The sequence below is a fragment of the Anaerococcus sp. HMSC068A02 genome (genome assembly GCF_001811125.1).
In the GTDB taxonomy this organism is placed as follows: domain Bacteria; phylum Bacillota; class Clostridia; order Tissierellales; family Peptoniphilaceae; genus Anaerococcus; species Anaerococcus vaginalis_C.
The window spans coordinates 33,090-50,733 of the sequence record NZ_KV803709.1 but is presented as its reverse complement, the minus strand read 5'-3'; the positions used below and the strand labels follow the sequence as shown (position 1 = coordinate 50,733).

Below are 17,644 nucleotides of genomic sequence, written 5' to 3'. Positions count from 1 at the left end.
CTATCTCTCATTTGATCTTGGGTCTATTGCATCTCTTAGGGCATCTCCAATTAAGTTTACTGAAAATGCTGCCAAAAATACTGCAAGAGCTGGAATTACCCATCTCCACCAATAAATATTAATTACATCTGATGATTGGGCACTTGTCATCATATTACCCCAAGATGGCATTGGCTCTTGAACACCAAATCCTAAAAATGATAGACCTGCTTCAGTAAGTAGGTTTCCTGCAAATCCAAGAGTTGCATTTACAATTATTATTGATAGGATATTTGGCAAAATATGTCTTACAAGAATTGACGAATTTGTAACTCCAAGGGCTTTAGCTGCAATTACATAATCTCTTTCTCTTTCAGCAAGAATTTGTCCACGAACAAGTCTTGCAATTCCTGTCCATCCAATAACACCAAGTAAAACCATGATCATCATAAGTCTTGTATTTTGACTAGTATTTACAGGAAGTAGGGCTGAAAGTGTAATAATTAATGGATAGAATGGGAATGATTGAACAATTTCTGTAATTCTCATCAAAACATTGTCAACACGTCCACCAGCATAACCTGAAACCATACCAATAATTACACCAAGAACTACTTGGATAAGAACTGATACAAAAGAAATTATTATGGTCATTTTTCCACCGTGAATTAATCTTGTAAAAATATCACGACCTTGGTCATCTGATCCAAATTTAAATCCTTTAAGTCCCCAAGTATCAATTTTAGAATCCTTGCTTACAGCATAATTGTTAAAATAACCAGAAAATATTTTTTCATATTTTCCACTAGGAGCATCTGCTTCGCCATAATTATTATTTCCCCAAGAATATAACTTTCCATCTTCATCAAGGGCAGTAAAATGATTTGTTCCTGCAACTATATCTTTAATTTTGCCCTTAATTTTTGGAACATTATCTCCAGATAAACTATCTCTAGAAGGTCCCCAAACATAGAGTTTTCCATTTTCATCAAGGGCTGCCGCAGAATTTGAAGTTAAGGCAACCTTAGAAATTTTAACTTTATTATTTTTAATTTCATCTGGTGCTCCAACATCTACCTCAGCTCCTCTTACACCTAAAAGTTTTGTAGAGCCATCTTTTAATACAGCCAAAATATTTGAACCGCTTGTATCAAAATCAACAACTTTTCCTTGAACTTCTTTAGGAATAAGATCAAGTCTTGAGTTCATTGTTGAACCCCAAACATATATATTATTTTTTTCAGTTAAAACTACAGAATATTGAACTCCACCACCAAGTTTTTTGATTCCTTCTTCTTTTATTTGGCTTTCTTGCATTGGTGGAAGTTTTGTTTGTTGGAAGGAATCATTACCCCAACCATAAACTTCATTATCTTCAGTTGCAACAAGAATATGTCTATCCCCAGCTGCAACATCTTTTATTTTTTTACCATCAAGTTTTTCCTTTATATCATCAGGCATTTTCATAACATTATCTTCGTTATTTTTGCCCCAATAATAGAAATTTTTCTTTTTAGTAAGACCTACACCAAAAGTATTTCCTACAGAAATTCTTTCAACACCTTCCTTTTCCATTTCAGAAGGATATTTCATATAGCCTGAACCTGCTGAAACATTTATAAGAGTACCCTCAGATTGGTAAGGATTAAAAGGAATTAATGCTGATCCAACAAAAACTGCTAGAATAATTCCAAGCATCAAAAGAAGACCAATAACTCCCAAAGGATTTCTAAAATAATTTTTTACAGCCATTTTCCCAGGAGAAGTAATAGCATCTTCCTTCAAAGACTCATTTTCATTTTTAGGATTAACATCTCCAAGATTTACATCAGATTCTTCATTATTTGCCCTAGTTCCAAAAGTAAATAAAGAAAGAACTAATCTACCAAAAGATTTAAATGATTTATTTAATTCATCTTTCATATTAAGCCTCCAATTTTACTCTAGGATCTACAAGAGCATAAGCAATATCCATAATCAAGTTTCCAAGAAGAGTTAAAATTGCATAAAACATAGTTAAAGCAAGAATAACATTATAATCTTGAGCTAAAACAGATTTAATAAGAATATTTCCAATTCCCCTGTAGGCAAAAATAGTTTCAGTTATAGCAGAACCCGAAAACATTGATAAAACAGCCCAAGTCATAGCAGTTACAACTGGAATTAGGGCGTTTCTAAAAGCGTGAGAATAAATTACAGTTTTTTCCTTTAAACCCTTAGCCCTTGCAGTTCTAATATAATCCTCATTTAAAGAATCAAGCATAGAATTTCTTACATATCTAGAAATAGATGCCATAGAACCAAAAGTTAAAGTTAAAGTAGGTAGGATTAAATACTTAACCCATTCGCCAAAAGTATTATTTCTAGGCATACCATTAGCAGGGAACCATCCTAGCCTAAAAGCAAATAAGAATATCAAAAATAATCCTATAAAAAATGTAGGCAAAGAAATTCCAACAAGAGTAAACACCTGGAAGAACTTATCAAAAAATCCTCCCTTATGAACAGCCGATCTTATTCCAATAAGCACCGAAAGCACAAAGGAAACAAGAGTCGAACCTATATTTAATAAAATTGTATTTTTAAGTGGCTCAGAAAGATATTCCTTAACAGGTCTTTTAGCTTGAGTAGATTCACCAAAATCTCCCTTCAAACTTCTTCCCATCCACATAAAATATTGCTCTGGCAACGATTTATCATAACCATAACGTTTCTCAAGATTTTTATACATTTGTTCTTGTTGAGCCTTGGTCATTCTTCCATCCTTTGGCATCATAGCTAAAACAGGATCGCCAGGCATTGATTTAGAAAGTACAAAAACCAAAATAGATATAATTATGGCTACAGGAATCAAATTAATGATTCTTTTTACTATGTATTTTAACATATTCATCCCTTCCTTATGTTTTTAAGCTTACCAACTAATATTTTATTCACATTGATTAATTAAAAATCCTTATAATCTTCAACAAAGATTTTGACTAAGAAAATATTACTTATAGAAATTTATAAATAAATATAAAAAAATTAGATAGAGTAAACTTATAATATCATAACCATTATATTAATATAAAAACCTATATTTGTCAACGAAAAATTTGTCATAAACTTATAAAGATTGACATTTATTTTTAAAAATTCATTATTCATGAGCAAAAACTTATCTCAATGCATATTAATTGAAAAAATATTCTACAATGCGTTAATACTCTAATGATTTTAACTTATAAAGATGAATTTAGGAATTAATAAAAATAAAAAATATAAATTAATAAAAAATGATATTAAAAAGAAAAATAAATTTGATTAGAAAGCAAAAAATATTGTGGATTTTCTAGAAATAGATTTCTATTAGCTAAATTTATGAAATGTAAAAAAATCATAGCAAATAAAAAACTCCTTATAAAACAAGTTAATAATTTAAATTAATTACAGTTTTTTTACTATTTATATTTCTAAATTTCAAAAAATTTTGTAATCATATTCCTTTTCTAATTTTTATACTAAGCAAATAAAAAAGAAATTTTATACTCATCAATTAAATCAATTAAAAAGAAGCCAAATTTATGGCTTCTTTTTGTCTTTTATTTGATTAAATCTTATTTAAGGCTCATTTGGTTGATTTGGCAAGATACTGCCCATTCTGGTGTTAAACCATCAAATCCTTTAACTCTTGATGATGCTGATGAGTGGATATTGTTAGAATAAAGTGGAATTTCTGGAAGGTAATCATTGTACCATTTTTGGAATTCTTCCCATTTATCTAGGTAAGCTTCATTTTCACCTGGTTTTATTCTTCTTAATTCTTCTGTAATTTTGTCAGCTTGTGGGTCATTTGTTTTTGTTTTATTATCATTTCCTTTGCTATTGTATTGGTAGAAAGGATCAAATGGTGTTCCAAATCCAAGTCCCATGTTAAATGCTGTGTATTCTGCTTTGTCTCCTTCTTTTGGATTTTCTCTGTAGTTTAGAAGAGTATTAAAATCACCTGCTTGAACGTTATATTCAAGTCCTGCTTGTTTAGCATTATCTGGCAATTGGTTTGAAAGAAGGGTTGTTATTTCTGAATCTTTTGAACCAAATTGGTTAACTTGTAATTTTTTACCATTTTCATCGTATCTGTAGTAATCAAATTTGTCAGCATTATTTTTGTATTCTTCTGCTGCTTTTTTAACATCCCAAGCAGTTTTCCCGTCTTTTTCAAATTTGTATGGAGAATTATCTAATCTCTTATTAGCTTCGTCAACGTTTAAGGTATATTTTGTAAGTTTTCCTTCTACGTCAGCTCCTCTTTCTTTATACATCCATTGGCTAGAACCATACATTCCGTTTGTTACTACTGCATATCCACCTGCAAAGTTTTGTACGAAATCATCCCTGTTCATTAAGAAAGCTATAGCTTGTCTTACTTCTTTATATTGAGTTGGTCCTCTATCAGTTAAGAATGATAAACATCCATATCCATTTCTGTCATAAGCTACATATTGTAATTTCTTTTCATCTGCAGCTTTTCTCATTTGAGAAATTCTTGAACCATTCATTTCTTCTTCAAAAACATCTATATCTCCATTTTGAACAAGGTCTACAGATATTTCTGGGTTTATTGCTTGAATGATTACATTTGGAATTGTAGCTTTGTGTCCTTCAAAATCTCCAGCATATTGGTCATTAAGTTCCATCTTAACCATATTGTTTTCAAATGAAACAAATTTATAAGGTCCACATGTAACTTTTGGTGCTTTTCTGTATTCATTTGCATCAAAAAGCATAGCTTGTTCTACAAGCATTTCTGTTGGATCTATATCATTTCCGCTTTCAGCAGATTTTTTCTTATCTTCAAGAGTTTTGATTTTTTCTTCGTGTTCTTTCTTAGCATCTGGATCTTCTTCGCCTGCTTCTTTTACAGCTTCATCATAAGAAGATTTTTCAGTTTCAATTTGCTTATCAAGTGATTCAATGAAGGCTTTTTTATCATCGTCTGATAATTTATAACCATCTTTAAGAGCAAATTTTGAACCATCAATTGTTAAGTTTGGAGCAATATAGTGAATTGGTCTTGGGTTCATTACCTTTAAAGATTCTTCTTCAAAGTATGGTAAGAATGATGAATCAAGTGTAATTTCAAAAGTATGATCATCAATTTTTTTAACACCTTCAAATTCTTTAGTTTTTCCTTCTCTAAAGTCATTGTAACCCTTTAATGAATCTCCACCTATTTCAGTAGATCCTGTTATTAGAGCATAATCTTGTGGTGAGTGTAAAAGAGCTTTAAATAAATAATCATCAGCTGTTACAGGCTTACCATCAGACCATTTTAAATCTTTTTTAATTTTAAAAGTAAAAGTTTTTGATCCATCTTCATTTTCTTTTTCTTGAGGATCTCCATCAAGAACTGTTTTATTAACTACATATTTTCCGCCCCTATCTTTAACGTAAGTATCATAACCAACAGAACCTTGGATTCCCATAAACTCTCTTGCTCTTACGTCGTTTTGGCTGTTATTAAAACCTTGGATGAATTCTCCACCAAGTGAATCAACACCTACTACAAGTGTATCATCATTAGTTTGCTTTTTAAATTCTTCATCCTTAGCTTGTTCGTTACTTGCATTGTTGTCTCCAGCATTTGAGCCGTTGTTGTCTTTGTTTACGCTACCGCCACAAGCAGTAAGTGTTAAAACTAAGCCAAGCGCAAAAGCTTGTGAGAAAACTTTTTTTACATTCATCCTTCTCTCCTCTTTTCTTTTTTATTTTTGATTTATATGAATACATTATAGTTTATATTTATGTTTTTGTCAAACTCCATTTATTACTGATAATTTCAATAAAATTAAATAAAAAAAATATTTAAGAAATTTTATAATTTTATATTTATACAAAATTTCAAGTTTTTTTTGTAGAAAATTCAGAGGTTTTTTTCAATTTATTAAGGTAAACTATTGAAATGATAAGTTTTGCTTCATTTGCATATTAATAGACTAAATTGTAAATTATAAAATTAAAAAAATTATATTTTCAAAAAATATTTGAGAAATTTTCTTAAATTTTTAAAAATTTTCAAAAAAATAACTAGCAGATAAACTGCTAGTCAGACTTTTGATAAAGTATACAAATCCTCATGCTAAGAATATCATACGGAAAAAATTGATTTGATTTCAAATTTTAAAATTCGTCAAAAAACGCACTGTTTGAGCGTTAGCGAGTTTGCGTTTTTAGAATTTTGGAATTTAGAAATCAACAATTTTTGAAGTCCGATATTCGTGCTTGAGGGTTTGTCGACGCTCTGACTAGCAGATAAACTGCTAGTCATTATTGCATTTTTTGCATTTCTATTGTGAATTTTTGTAGAATTTTTTTCTCTATTCTTGATACTGTCATTTGAGAAATAGAAAGTTTATTTGCTATATCTACTTGGGTTCTTCCTTCGTAGTATCTTAATTCTAAAATTTGTTTTTCTAAGTCGTTTAGTCTTTCGGTTGACTTATCTATCAAATCTTTTAATTCTACTGAATCAAAATTTTTGTCGTCTTCTCCTATCATGTCGGATAAATCTACGGAATTTTCTCCTTTTTGGACTTGATATTTCATATCCAAACTTTGTGGAGAATAAACCTTGCTTGCCTCTATTGTTTCAAGAATTGTTTCTTCGTCTTCTCCAAGGTAAGCTGCAATGTCTTTTATGGTTGGGGTTCTTTGGAGTTCTTGTGGAAGAATTTTTTTTGCTACATTTATTTTTTTGTAGAGATTTTGAATTCTTCTTGGAACTCTTATTACCCAGCCTTTGTCCCTAAAATATCTTTTTAGCTCGCCCATTATTGTTGGGGTTGCAAAGGATGAAAATTCGTATCCTTTTGATGGATCGTACCTATCAATGGCATAGATTAGACCAAGAGATGCTACTTGATAAAGGTCATCTTTTTCGATTCCTTTTCCTACGTATTTGTTGGAAAGTATGTCGACTATATACATATGATCTTCTATAAGTTCATTTCTCAGATCCTTGTCCCTTGTTTTATAAAATTGTTCAAATTTTTCTTTGATCTCTTTTTTTCTTTCAAGAGATTCTTTTGTATCTGCCATAATTATTTCTCTTTTGTAAGTATTATCTTATCTTCAACAACTTCTACCTTGTCTGCTAATTGTTCAAGGATGATTTGTTTAATTTTTAGATTTTCCTCTTCAATTTCCCTATCTTTTCCTATAACTTCTACTTTCATTAAATTTTCTTTTGTATAGAAATTTATTTTTATGTCCCTATCGCTCATTTTATAATTTATTGCTTCTGATACAACAACTCTTATATCTTCGACTTCTTCTATGTCAAAGCCAATGTCGCTTGCAAGGCTTGCTGCTAAAAGTCTCATTGATTTTAAATAAATGGTTTTTGGTGGAATTGTTAAACTTATGGTATCCATTATTCCTCCATCTCAAATAAATCACTTATGTCTGTTATTTTAAATAATTTTTTGATATTTTCTTTTGGATTAATTATTTTTACACTTTTATCTTTTTCTTTTTGGTCTTTGTATATATTTATAAACATACCAAGGCCTGTTGAATCTATATAATCCAATTTTTCAAGGTCTATTATAAAATCTGTATCAGTATTTTTTAAAGACTCATCGCAAAATTTAGAAAAATCTTCTTTTGAATAAACGTCTAAATCTCCAATAAGTTTTACTAGTAAGTGATCATTTTTTTCTTCAATATTTGCCTTAAACATTTCTAGTCCTCGCTGTTTTCTTCATAATATTTGGTTACAGAAACAATAAAGTCCTCAGTATTTTCTAAATTCTTTAATTTTACTCCTAGGGTATTTCTACCTGTTGTTGATATGTCTCTTGCTGATATTCTAATCATATCTCCTTTTAAGGAAACCATCATTATGTCGTCATCCAAATTAGCAGGAAGAGTTGCTACCAAATCTCCAGTTTTTTCTGTAATTTTGTGGCATCTTACACCTTTTCCTCCCCTATTTTGATTGTTAAAATTATTGAAGGATGTTTTTTTACCAAAACCATTTGCAGTTACAACTACCAAATAAACTTCATCTTCAACTATATTCATTGACACAACCTTATCATCATCTCCAAGTCTAATTGCCCTTACTCCTTGAGCATTTCTTCCCATAGACCTGATGTCTGATGAGGCAAATTTTATTGCCATTCCTTTTTGAGTTGTTACAATTATATCACAAGGATGATCTATTTGCCTAATTGAAACAAGTCTATCATCATCTTCAAGTGAAATTGCTATGATTCCATTTCTTTGGATATTTGTAAATAATTGGGCATCAGTTTTTTTGATTTTTCCCTTTTCAGTTTGGAATACTAATTGGCTGTTGTCACTTAGCTCTGACAATTCCATTATGTCAGTTATTTTTTCATTTGTTGCAAGAGAAATTATATTTATTATAGCTTGACCTCTTGATTGCCTGCTTGCTTCTGGAATTTCGTAGCATTTTAGTGAATAAACTCTTCCAAGATTTGTAAAACAAAGTAGGGATTCGTGAGTGTTTGTTGTAAGAATTTTTTGGATAAAGTCATTTTCCTTTGTATTTCCAGCGGAAATTCCCTTTCCTCCCCTATTTTGTACCTTATAAGTATTTATTGGAAGTCTTTTTATATAACCATCATGAGTTAAAGAAATTAATACGTCTTCTTTTTCAATTAATTCTTCAATATCAAATTCTCCCTCATCTGGAACAATTTTCGTTCTTCTGTCATCAGCAAATTTTTCTTTTATTTCTAAAATTTCTTCTTCAATAACTCCAATTAATTTTTCTTCATCATTTAAAATCGATGTGAAATATTCGATTTTTTCAGCAAGTTCCTTATCTTCTGCTTGTAATTTTTCAATTTCAAGACCTGATAGTCTTTTTAATTGCATATCAAGAATTGCTTGAGATTGTAAATCTGTTAGGCCAAATCTTTCATTAAATATTTTTTTGATTTGGTCGTTATCATAAGATGATCTGATTATTTTTATAATTTCGTCAATATTATCTATGGCAATAATCAAACCTTCAACTATGTGTTTTCTCTTTTGAGCCTTGTCAAGGTCGAATCTTGTTCTTCTTCTTACTACATTTTTTTGATGTTCAATGTAGTATTTTATAAGTTCTTTTAAGTCAAGAATTTTTGGAACTCCATCAACAAGGGCAAGATTTATAATTCCGAAAGTTGTTTCAAGTTGAGTTTGTTTGTAAAGATTATTTAGGACAATATTTGCATTTGCATCCCTTTTTACCTCAATTACAATTCTCATTCCCTTTCTATCGGATTCATCTCTAATATCTGAAATTCCTTCAAGTTTTTTATCTTTAACATATTCAGCAATTTTTTTGATTAAATTTGCCTTATTTACTTGGTAAGGAATTTCTGTAACAATTATTCTTTCCCTATTTTTTTTGAAAGGTTCAATTTTTGCAACAGCACGAAGTTTTAATTTTCCACGTCCTGTTTTGTAGGCTTTTTTGATTCCAGCTTTTCCAAGAATTTGTGCTCCAGTTGGAAAATCTGGTCCTTTTATGATTTCTGCCAATTCTTTTATAGAAATTTCTGGATTTTTCATATAAGCAATACAAGCATCAATTGAATCTCCCAAATTATGAGGAGCCATATTGGTTGCCATTCCTACTGCTATACCATTTGATCCATTTACCAAAAGATTTGGAAATCTTGATGGAAGAACTGTTGGTTCTTTTTCTTCTTCATCGAAGTTTGGCATAAAATCAACTGTATCTTTGTTTATATCTCTAAGCATTTCCTTGGCAATTTTGCTCATTTTAACTTCTGTATAACGCATTGCTGCTGCGTCATCGCCATCAATTGAACCAAAGTTTCCTTGACCGCTTGCCAAAGGATACCTAGTTGAAAAATCTTGAGCAAGTCTTACAAGGGCATCGTAGATTGCAGAGTCTCCATGAGGGTGGAATTTACCCATAACCTCTCCGACAACTCTGGCTGATTTTCTGGTTGGCTTATTTGGATCAAGTCCAAGGCCTTCCATTCCATATAAAATTCTTCTATGAACTGGTTTTAATCCATCACGTACATCTGGTAGGGCTCTTGAAACAATTACTGACATGGAATATTCCAAGTAAGCACTTCTCATTTGCTTTTCAAGATCTACCTCTATGATATTTTTATAGCTTTCTTCTGTCATTTATCCTCCTAGACATCTAAGTTTTCAACATATTGGGCGTTTTCTTCTATAAATTCTCTTCTAGGTTCTACCTTTTCACCCATTAGCATTGAAAATGTTGCGTCTGTTGACATTTGTGAATCTTCTTTTTCATAAACTTGAAGTAAGACTCTGTTTTCTGGATCCATTGTTGTTTCCCACAATTGCTCTGCGTTCATCTCTCCAAGACCCTTGTATCTAGAAATTTTGTAATTATCTACTTTCCATTCTTTTACAATTTCATCTAACTCTTTATCTGTATAGCAATATCTTTCTTTTTTTCCACTTGAAATTTTATAAAGTGGTGGTTGGGCAATATAAATATGTCCTCCATCTACAAGTGGTTTCATGTATCTGTAGAAAAATGTCAAAAGCAAGGTTCTAATGTGAGCCCCGTCTACATCTGCATCTGTCATAATTATAATTTTTCCATAACGGAGTTTACTTATGTCAAATTCTTGTCCAATTCCTGTACCAAAAGCTGTAATCATTGATTTTATTTCTTCATAATTTAAAATCCTATCAAGATTTGCCTTTTCTACATTCATTATTTTTCCTCTTAGAGGAAGAATTGCTTGAATTCTATTGTCACGACCGCCTTTTGCAGATCCACCAGCTGAATTACCCTCGACTATAAAAATTTCATTTTCTCCTATATCTTGTGATTGGCAATCAGCAAGTTTTCCTGGAAGAGTTGTCGAATCAAGAATTGATCTTTTTCTTGTTAAATCCCTTGCCTTTCTTGCAGCCTCTCTTGCCCTTCTAGATGCTAGGGCTTTTTGGATTATACTTTTAGCAATTTTAGGATTTTCTTCCAAAAAATTTCCCATATGCTCTGAGAAAAACGCATCTACTGCTCCTCTTACTTCGCTATTTCCAAGTTTTCCCTTAGTTTGTCCTTCGAATTGAGGATTTGAAATTTTTACTGAAATAATTGCTGTAATTCCTTCTCTGGCATCATCACCTTGAAGATTATCTTCATTTTCTTTCAATAAATTATATTTTCTAGCATAATCATTTACACTTCTTGTCAAGGCTGACCTAAATCCTGAAAGATGAGTTCCACCTTCTAGGGTGTAAATATTATTTGCAAATGTTAGGATATTTTCGCTATATCCATCTGTATATTGAAAAGAAATTTCTATTTCTGTAGATTCTTGACGTCCTTCAAAATATGGTACTTCTTTAAAGATTGGAGTTTTATTTCTATTTAAATATTCTACAAATTCTTTGATTCCACCGTCATATTTAAATTCAATTTCTGACTCATCTCTTTTATCTTCAAAAATAAGTCTTACTCCCTTATTTAAAAAGGCCATTTCTCTAAATCTATTTTCTAGGGTTTTTTTATCATAAACAGTTACATCAAAAATTTCTGGATCTGCTTTAAAAGTAATTTTTGTTCCACTTTCTTTTGTATCTCCAATTATTTCAAGATCACTTGTTGGTTTTCCTCTTTCAAAAGTCATTCTATGAATATGACCTTCTCTTTTTACTTCTGCAATCAAATATTCACTTAGAGCATTTACAACTGAAACTCCTACTCCGTGAAGTCCTCCTGAAACCTTGTAAGCCTTATCGTCAAATTTTCCTCCAGCGTGCAAAACTGTAAGAACTGTTTCTAGGGTTGATTTTCCAGTTTGTGGATGCTTTTCAATAGGTATTCCTGATCCATCATCTTCTACTGTTACAATATTATTTTCATCTATACTAATTTTTATGTAGTCACAACGACCTGCAAGAGCCTCATCAACAGAATTGTCTACAACTTCGTAAACTAAGTGATGAAGTCCCCTTTCGCTTGTTGAACCTATATACATTCCAGGTCTTAGTCTTACTGGCTCAAGTCCTTTTAAGACCCTAATATTCGATGCATTATATTCTGAATTTTCCATAAGATTCCTTTCTATTATTTAATTCGACCATCTTTTATTTTTCTAATTTTACTCCTACTAACCCCATCCAAACTTTTGGTGTTTGTTGCTGTAATTATTGTTTGAAATTCTCCTAAATTTTCCAATAAAAAATTTGATCTTTTTTCATCAAGTTCTGAAAAAACATCGTCAAATAAGATTATCGCCTTATCTTGGCTAGTATTTTCTATTAAATTTACATTGGCAAGTTTAATATTCAAAATAGCAGATCTTTGTTGACCTTGAGATCCAAATTTTTTTGTATCTTTGCCATTTATTATTATATCAATTTCATCTCTTTGACTGCCTGATGTGGTCCTAAAATATTTTAAATCATCAGAAATATTTTCCATAAATTTTTCCCCATATTCTTCCATTGAATTTGCTTTGATGTTTGGCTTATAAATTATGGTTAAATTTTCCTTATTTTCTGTAAGATTTAAATGATTTTTATTGGCATAGGTATTTATTAGGGAAATATATTTTTCCCTAAACCTATAAATTTTATAATTTAGCCTAATTATTTGCTGGTCAAATGCCATAAGCTCAGTTTTAAAATATTTTGACCTTTGATTTTTTAATAATTTATTTCTTTGACTTAAAATTTTATCAAAATCTTTTTTAACTGCCTTGTAGCTAAAATTAACACTAATTATTATATCATCAATCAAGTCTCTTCTAAAATTTGGTCCATCTTTTATTATATTTAAATCTTCTGGTGTAAATAAAACCAACTTAAAAAGAGATTTTAAATCCTTATTTTTGTCATATTTTATTTCATTTACAAATATATCTTTTTTATTTTCATTTACACTTATACGAACATTTTTAAATGATTGATTTTTTCTAATAATTCCATCAAGGGACATTTCTTTTTCATTAAACATAATAAGGTCCTTGTCCCTAAAGGATTTGAAACTTTTTGCATTTGCCAAATAATATATGCTTTCAAGTAAATTTGTCTTACCTTGGGCATTATCTCCCAAAAATATATTTATATTTTCATTAAATTCTATATTTTGAGAAAGATAATTTCTAAATTTATTGAGTTTTAAATTTTGAATCCACATTATACAAGACTTATTAAAAATTGATTGTCAAATTCTATTTCATCGCCCTTATAAAGTTTTTTACCAGCTTGGAAAAATTCTTCGCCATTTACCAAAATTCCATATTCTTTTATAAAATGTTTGGCTTCTCCTCCACTTTGGGCTATGTCCGTTGCCTTTAAAAGATCTTTTGCTAAAATCTCTTCGCATTCAAATTCTATCTTTTCCATAAAAACTCCTATTCTGCAAGTCTAACTGGAAGGGCAAGATAAGTAAATTCTTCATCATCATATTTTGATTCGTTTGGATAAATAAGGCATGGATTTAGAGATGATTTTAAATGCATTCTTATAGTTTGGGTATCACAAGCCTTAACTCCTTCTATCAAATATCTTGCATTAAAAGCAATTTTTACATCATCGCCTTCTTTTTTGATTTGTAAAACTTCTTTCAAATCTCCAATTTCAGAATTTGATTCGATTAGGCACTTATCATCTTCTATGTTTATTTTTATAAGATTTGCTCTTTGAGTATTGTTTAATAATTGAGCTCTTTCCAAAGAATTAATAAGTTCTTGCCTATCAACAACAAGGCTTGTTGTAGAAATATCTGAAATTATATTTGTGTAATCAATATAATTTTTATCAATTACCTTGCAATACATTGTAGTATCTCCAGATTCAAAAATTATATCCTTGTCGTCCTTATAAATTTTTGTAATTTTTTCATCATCAATTATCCTTGTCCATTCAGAAATAGATTTTCTTGGAATAATAAGTCTAGCCTTATCCATTGATGATGGATATGATAATTTTAATTTTTTAAGGGCAACCCTATAACCATCAAGGGCTACAAAATTTAAATATCCATCTTTTAATTCAAACAAAATTCCTGTAAGTGCAAGTTTTGTTTCATCCAAGCTTGTTGCAAATTCTGTTTGTGAAATTGATCTTTTCAATTTATCATTTTGAATTTCTAAATAATCAACGCTTGGTATAGAAAAATTTTTCTTTTCATAATAATCAAAAGCTAGGATATTAAAGTTTGAACCATTGCATTTGATTTTTATTTTTGAATCTTCTAGCTCAATTTTTATTAGCTCATCTGGAAGTTTTCTTACAATATTTGCAATTATATTTGCATTTATTGCCATTTCGCCTTCTTGTATTACCTTACAATTAGCTTTTGTTACGATAGTTATTTCTCCATCTGATGATGTTAGTGTTAAAGTATCATTTTTTGCTTCAAAGTATATTAATTCATGTATTTGTATATTGGTTTTTCTCGAAACAGCTTTCAAAGCTATGGAAATTTTATTTGATAAATCTTTTTGTTGAATTTCTATTTTCATATTTGCTCCTAACATATTATATAAACTTAGTAGTATTAGTATTAGGTAGTGTATATATGTGGATAAGTCTTACAAAGCTTTATTTATAAATTAAAAACTCAAATAATAAGTTTTGGATAAGTTTTTATAAGTCATCCACTTTTCCACACAATCCACAGGCTAAAATAATTTTTTTAGAAAGTTAAGCTTATAAACAAGCTTATCCTCAAACTTATACACAATTTGTGGATAACTAAGCTTTTATTTCTTTAATAATTTCTTCTATTTCTTGCCTAAAATCTTGGTCTTCTTCCATTAAATCTTTAATTTTATCATGACCATGCATAACTGTTGTATGATCTCTATTAAATTCATTGGCAAGACTTACCAAAGAAATTGATAAAAGATCCCTGCAAAGATACATAGCAATTTGTCTTGGCATAACTATTTCTTTTTTCCTAGATTTTCCTCTAAGATCAGCAAGTTTTACATGGTATCTTTCAGCAACTTTTTTTTGAATATCTTCTGCATTTATTTTTTTTCTATCATTATGAACTCTTGAACTTACACCAAGTCTTGCATCCTCAAGGCTTACAAATGATCTATTATTTGATTTTGCACAAGCAATTGAAGTTGCCAAGGCTCCTTCAAGATCTCTAATATTTGTTTCAATATTTTCTGCAATATATTCTAAAATTTTGTAATCAACAACAGCTCCAAGCTCATCTTGTTTTTTTTGTAAAATTGCAACCCTTGTTTCAAAATCAGGTTTTGAAATATCAACTATAATTCCCCAACCAAATCTTGATACAAGCCTATCTTCCAAGTGTTTGATTTCTTTAGGTGGCCTATCTGATGAAATTACAATTTGTTTTCCTTGATTATATAAATCTTCGAAAGTATGGAAAAATTCCTCTTGTGTACCAGTTTTATTGGCAATAAATTGAATATCATCAATCAAAAGCATATCAACAGAACGATATTTTTTCCTAAATTCTTCATTAGTATTATTTCTAACAGCAGAAATCATTTCATTAGTAAATTTCTCACTAGAAAGATACATCACATAGCAATCATCTCTTTTTTCAAGAATTTCATGAGCAATAGCTTGCATAAGGTGAGTTTTTCCAAGTCCACTTGCTCCATAAATAAAAAGCGGATTGTAGACTCTTGAAACCTTATAATTAGCCATATTTTCAGCAACAGATTGGCTTGCTGCAAGAGCTAATTGATTTGATTTTCCTTGGACAAAATTTTTAAAAACATTATTTTTTTCAAGAAGAGGTTTAGGATACTTATTTACATTATTAAGTCTTAGTTGTCCATCATCATCAACATTTTTTCCAAGACTTAAAACTTCCTCATAATTAGGTCCATCTTTGGCAACAATTTCAATTTTATATGCAGTATTTTCTCTCTTATTTATATCATTTAAAATAGACTGAAGTTGAGGAACCCATATTTGGTCAAAAATAAACTTAGTATCATTTTTTGGAATTTCCAAATAAATAGTATCTTCATATTTATTTAGTGGCTTTAAAATTCCAATCCAAGTTTCGTATTGTTGAAGATCTGGAACATTCATTTTCATTTTTTCTTTTAATTCATTAGTTATGTATTCTAGATTCATCTTACAGCTCTCTTTCATAAAATATTATCCACACTTAACAAAATAGTAAATTGTAATAAGTTAATTATATTTTTCGACTTATCCCCAAATTTTGGATAAGTTGTGGATAACTTTAATGTGGATAGGATAAATCTTTATTTTTAGAGAAAATTTTTGCTTATTTTTAAAAAAATAAAATAATACAATTAATTTATCCACAAAAAATATAAGCAAATCAATAAAAAATAGACTTATCATCATCTTTTACACAAGAGATTATACACTAATATAGCCATTTTGTAAAGTTATCCACAAATTGTTGATAAGTTTTGGATAAGATAAAAAAATTTAAATTTAGAAAAATTAATCTTGTGTGGATATTGTGGATATCTTGATAAAATATAAAAATTTGTAAATATTTTAATAAGTAAATCTTTGATTATAGGAATTTATTAAAAAAATATTTCAAGAAATTTAAAAATTATTCAAATAAAAAACAATCAAAATTGTCTGTGTATAAAATATAATTAAAAAAACTTATCCACACATAAATAATAATTTAAATTCAATGGATATTTGCATAAAACTTATAAAACTTATATTAGCATAAAAATTTTGAAAAAAATTAGAAATTTACGCACAAAAATTTTAAATTTTAAAAAATTTAAAGAATTATTTTTGATTTTCAAATAAAAATATAAACCTACAAAATTTAAGCATTAATTTTTAATTTAAATTTTTGTATTTTTATATTTAAAACCTTGACTTTCTACCATTATTTAAATATAATAAAAGACAGCGTAAAATAATAGGAGGTGATAATATGAAGAGAACTTATCAACCAAATAGAAGAAAAAGAAAAAAAGACCATGGCTTTAGAAAAAGAATGTCAACTCCCGCTGGTAGAAGAGTTTTAAAATCCAGAAGACAAAAGGGAAGAAAGAAATTATCTGCATAATAAAAAAGCTGCGGCTTTTTTATATTGTAGATAAGTTAGAAGTTAGGTTTTATTCTTATGGAAAAACAATTTAGTTTAAGAAAGAATGTAGACTTTGAAAGAGTTTATAAAAAATCTAAGCACTACTACAATAGAGATTTTACCGTTTTTATAAAAAATAACGGTGTAAATAGGCCAAGGTTTGGCTTTTCTATTTCTAAAAAAATAGGCAAGGCAAATCAAAGAAATAAACTTAAAAGAAGACTTAGGGCAATTGTTTATGAAAATTATAGGAATATTAATAATGTGGATATAATTATTATTCCAAAAAAACACACCACAGATTTTACTTACCAAAAACTTAAATCTTCTTTGGGACACGTACTTAGTAAAGCCTTTAAGGACAAGAAAATTAGATATGTTAAATAAACTTTTTCTAATATTAATTAGATTTTATCAATTGTTTATTTCTCCACTATTAGGCTCTGGAAAATGTAAATATTATCCTACTTGTAGCCAATATGCTATTGACTGTTTTAAAAAGTACAATTTTTTTAAGGCCTTTTTTAAGGCTTGTTGGAGAATTCTAAGGTGCAATCCTTTTTCTAAAGGAGGATACGATCCGGCCTAGCAATTGATTTT

The 17,644-nt window shown here is 29.3% G+C and carries 15 protein-coding genes; 3 read left to right on the top strand and 12 right to left on the bottom strand.

Annotation, left to right across the window (positions count from 1 at the left end):
* The 12 genes from HMPREF2782_RS00215 to dnaA form a co-directional block, all read right to left on the bottom strand.
* The gene (locus HMPREF2782_RS00215) at positions 1–1,902 is read right to left on the bottom strand and encodes an ABC transporter permease subunit (RefSeq protein ID WP_070639889.1); all 1,902 of its coding nucleotides are present in this window, start codon (positions 1,900–1,902) and stop codon (positions 1–3) included.
* Position 1,903: 1 nt separating this feature from the next.
* Positions 1,904–2,866, bottom strand: a complete 963-nt coding sequence (locus HMPREF2782_RS00210) for an ABC transporter permease (RefSeq protein ID WP_019118864.1) — start codon at positions 2,864–2,866, stop codon at positions 1,904–1,906.
* Between the two features lie 712 nt (positions 2,867–3,578).
* The gene (locus HMPREF2782_RS00205) at positions 3,579–5,705 is read right to left on the bottom strand and encodes an ABC transporter substrate-binding protein (protein ID WP_070639886.1); all 2,127 of its coding nucleotides are present in this window, start codon (positions 5,703–5,705) and stop codon (positions 3,579–3,581) included.
* 583 nt (positions 5,706–6,288) lie between these two features.
* A complete protein-coding gene (locus tag HMPREF2782_RS00200) occupies positions 6,289–7,059 on the bottom strand; it encodes a SigB/SigF/SigG family RNA polymerase sigma factor (RefSeq protein WP_004839617.1) in 771 nt (256 codons plus the stop codon).
* 2 nt (positions 7,060–7,061) lie between these two features.
* Positions 7,062–7,394 (bottom strand): ATP-binding protein, encoded by a 333-nt coding sequence (locus HMPREF2782_RS00195; protein ID WP_070639882.1) that lies wholly within the window; start codon positions 7,392–7,394, stop codon positions 7,062–7,064.
* On the bottom strand, positions 7,394–7,702 hold the full coding sequence (locus HMPREF2782_RS00190) for an STAS domain-containing protein (protein WP_070607545.1): 309 nt from the start codon (positions 7,700–7,702) through the stop codon (positions 7,394–7,396). The genes HMPREF2782_RS00195 and HMPREF2782_RS00190 overlap by 1 nt, the downstream gene beginning before the upstream one ends.
* Positions 7,703–7,704: 2 nt before the next feature.
* The gene (gene gyrA / locus HMPREF2782_RS00185) at positions 7,705–10,146 is read right to left on the bottom strand and encodes a DNA gyrase subunit A (RefSeq protein WP_070639880.1); all 2,442 of its coding nucleotides are present in this window, start codon (positions 10,144–10,146) and stop codon (positions 7,705–7,707) included.
* A gap of 8 nt (positions 10,147–10,154) precedes the next feature.
* Entirely contained in the window at positions 10,155–12,059 is a 1,905-nt protein-coding gene (gene gyrB / locus HMPREF2782_RS00180) for a DNA topoisomerase (ATP-hydrolyzing) subunit B (protein WP_070639876.1), read from the bottom strand.
* A gap of 14 nt (positions 12,060–12,073) precedes the next feature.
* Positions 12,074–13,147 carry a DNA replication/repair protein RecF gene (gene recF / locus HMPREF2782_RS00175; protein ID WP_070639873.1) on the bottom strand — a complete coding sequence of 358 codons (1,074 nt, stop codon included), beginning with the start codon at positions 13,145–13,147 and terminating at the stop codon, positions 12,074–12,076.
* Positions 13,147–13,356, bottom strand: coding sequence for an RNA-binding S4 domain-containing protein (locus tag HMPREF2782_RS00170; RefSeq protein WP_070639871.1), 210 nt, complete (start codon positions 13,354–13,356; stop codon positions 13,147–13,149). Before HMPREF2782_RS00170 ends, recF begins: the two co-directional genes overlap by 1 nt.
* Positions 13,357–13,364: 8 nt before the next feature.
* Positions 13,365–14,477 carry a DNA polymerase III subunit beta gene (dnaN, locus tag HMPREF2782_RS00165; RefSeq protein ID WP_070639868.1) on the bottom strand — a complete coding sequence of 371 codons (1,113 nt, stop codon included), beginning with the start codon at positions 14,475–14,477 and terminating at the stop codon, positions 13,365–13,367.
* A 232-nt stretch (positions 14,478–14,709) separates the two neighbouring features.
* Entirely contained in the window at positions 14,710–16,086 is a 1,377-nt protein-coding gene (gene dnaA / locus HMPREF2782_RS00160) for a chromosomal replication initiator protein DnaA (protein ID WP_070639865.1), read from the bottom strand.
* An 802-nt stretch (positions 16,087–16,888) separates the two neighbouring features.
* Here dnaA and rpmH point away from each other — a divergent pair.
* From rpmH to yidD, 3 genes are read left to right on the top strand one after another with little or no spacing between them, the layout of a single operon-like run.
* A complete protein-coding gene (gene rpmH / locus HMPREF2782_RS00155) occupies positions 16,889–17,023 on the top strand; it encodes a 50S ribosomal protein L34 (protein ID WP_004815746.1) in 135 nt (44 codons plus the stop codon).
* Between the two features lie 57 nt (positions 17,024–17,080).
* Entirely contained in the window at positions 17,081–17,431 is a 351-nt protein-coding gene (gene rnpA / locus HMPREF2782_RS00150; protein ID WP_004839608.1) for a ribonuclease P protein component, read from the top strand.
* Positions 17,421–17,633, top strand: coding sequence for a membrane protein insertion efficiency factor YidD (gene yidD / locus HMPREF2782_RS00145; RefSeq protein ID WP_004839607.1), 213 nt, complete (start codon positions 17,421–17,423; stop codon positions 17,631–17,633). Before rnpA ends, yidD begins: the two co-directional genes overlap by 11 nt.
* Positions 17,634–17,644 lie beyond the last annotated feature (11 nt).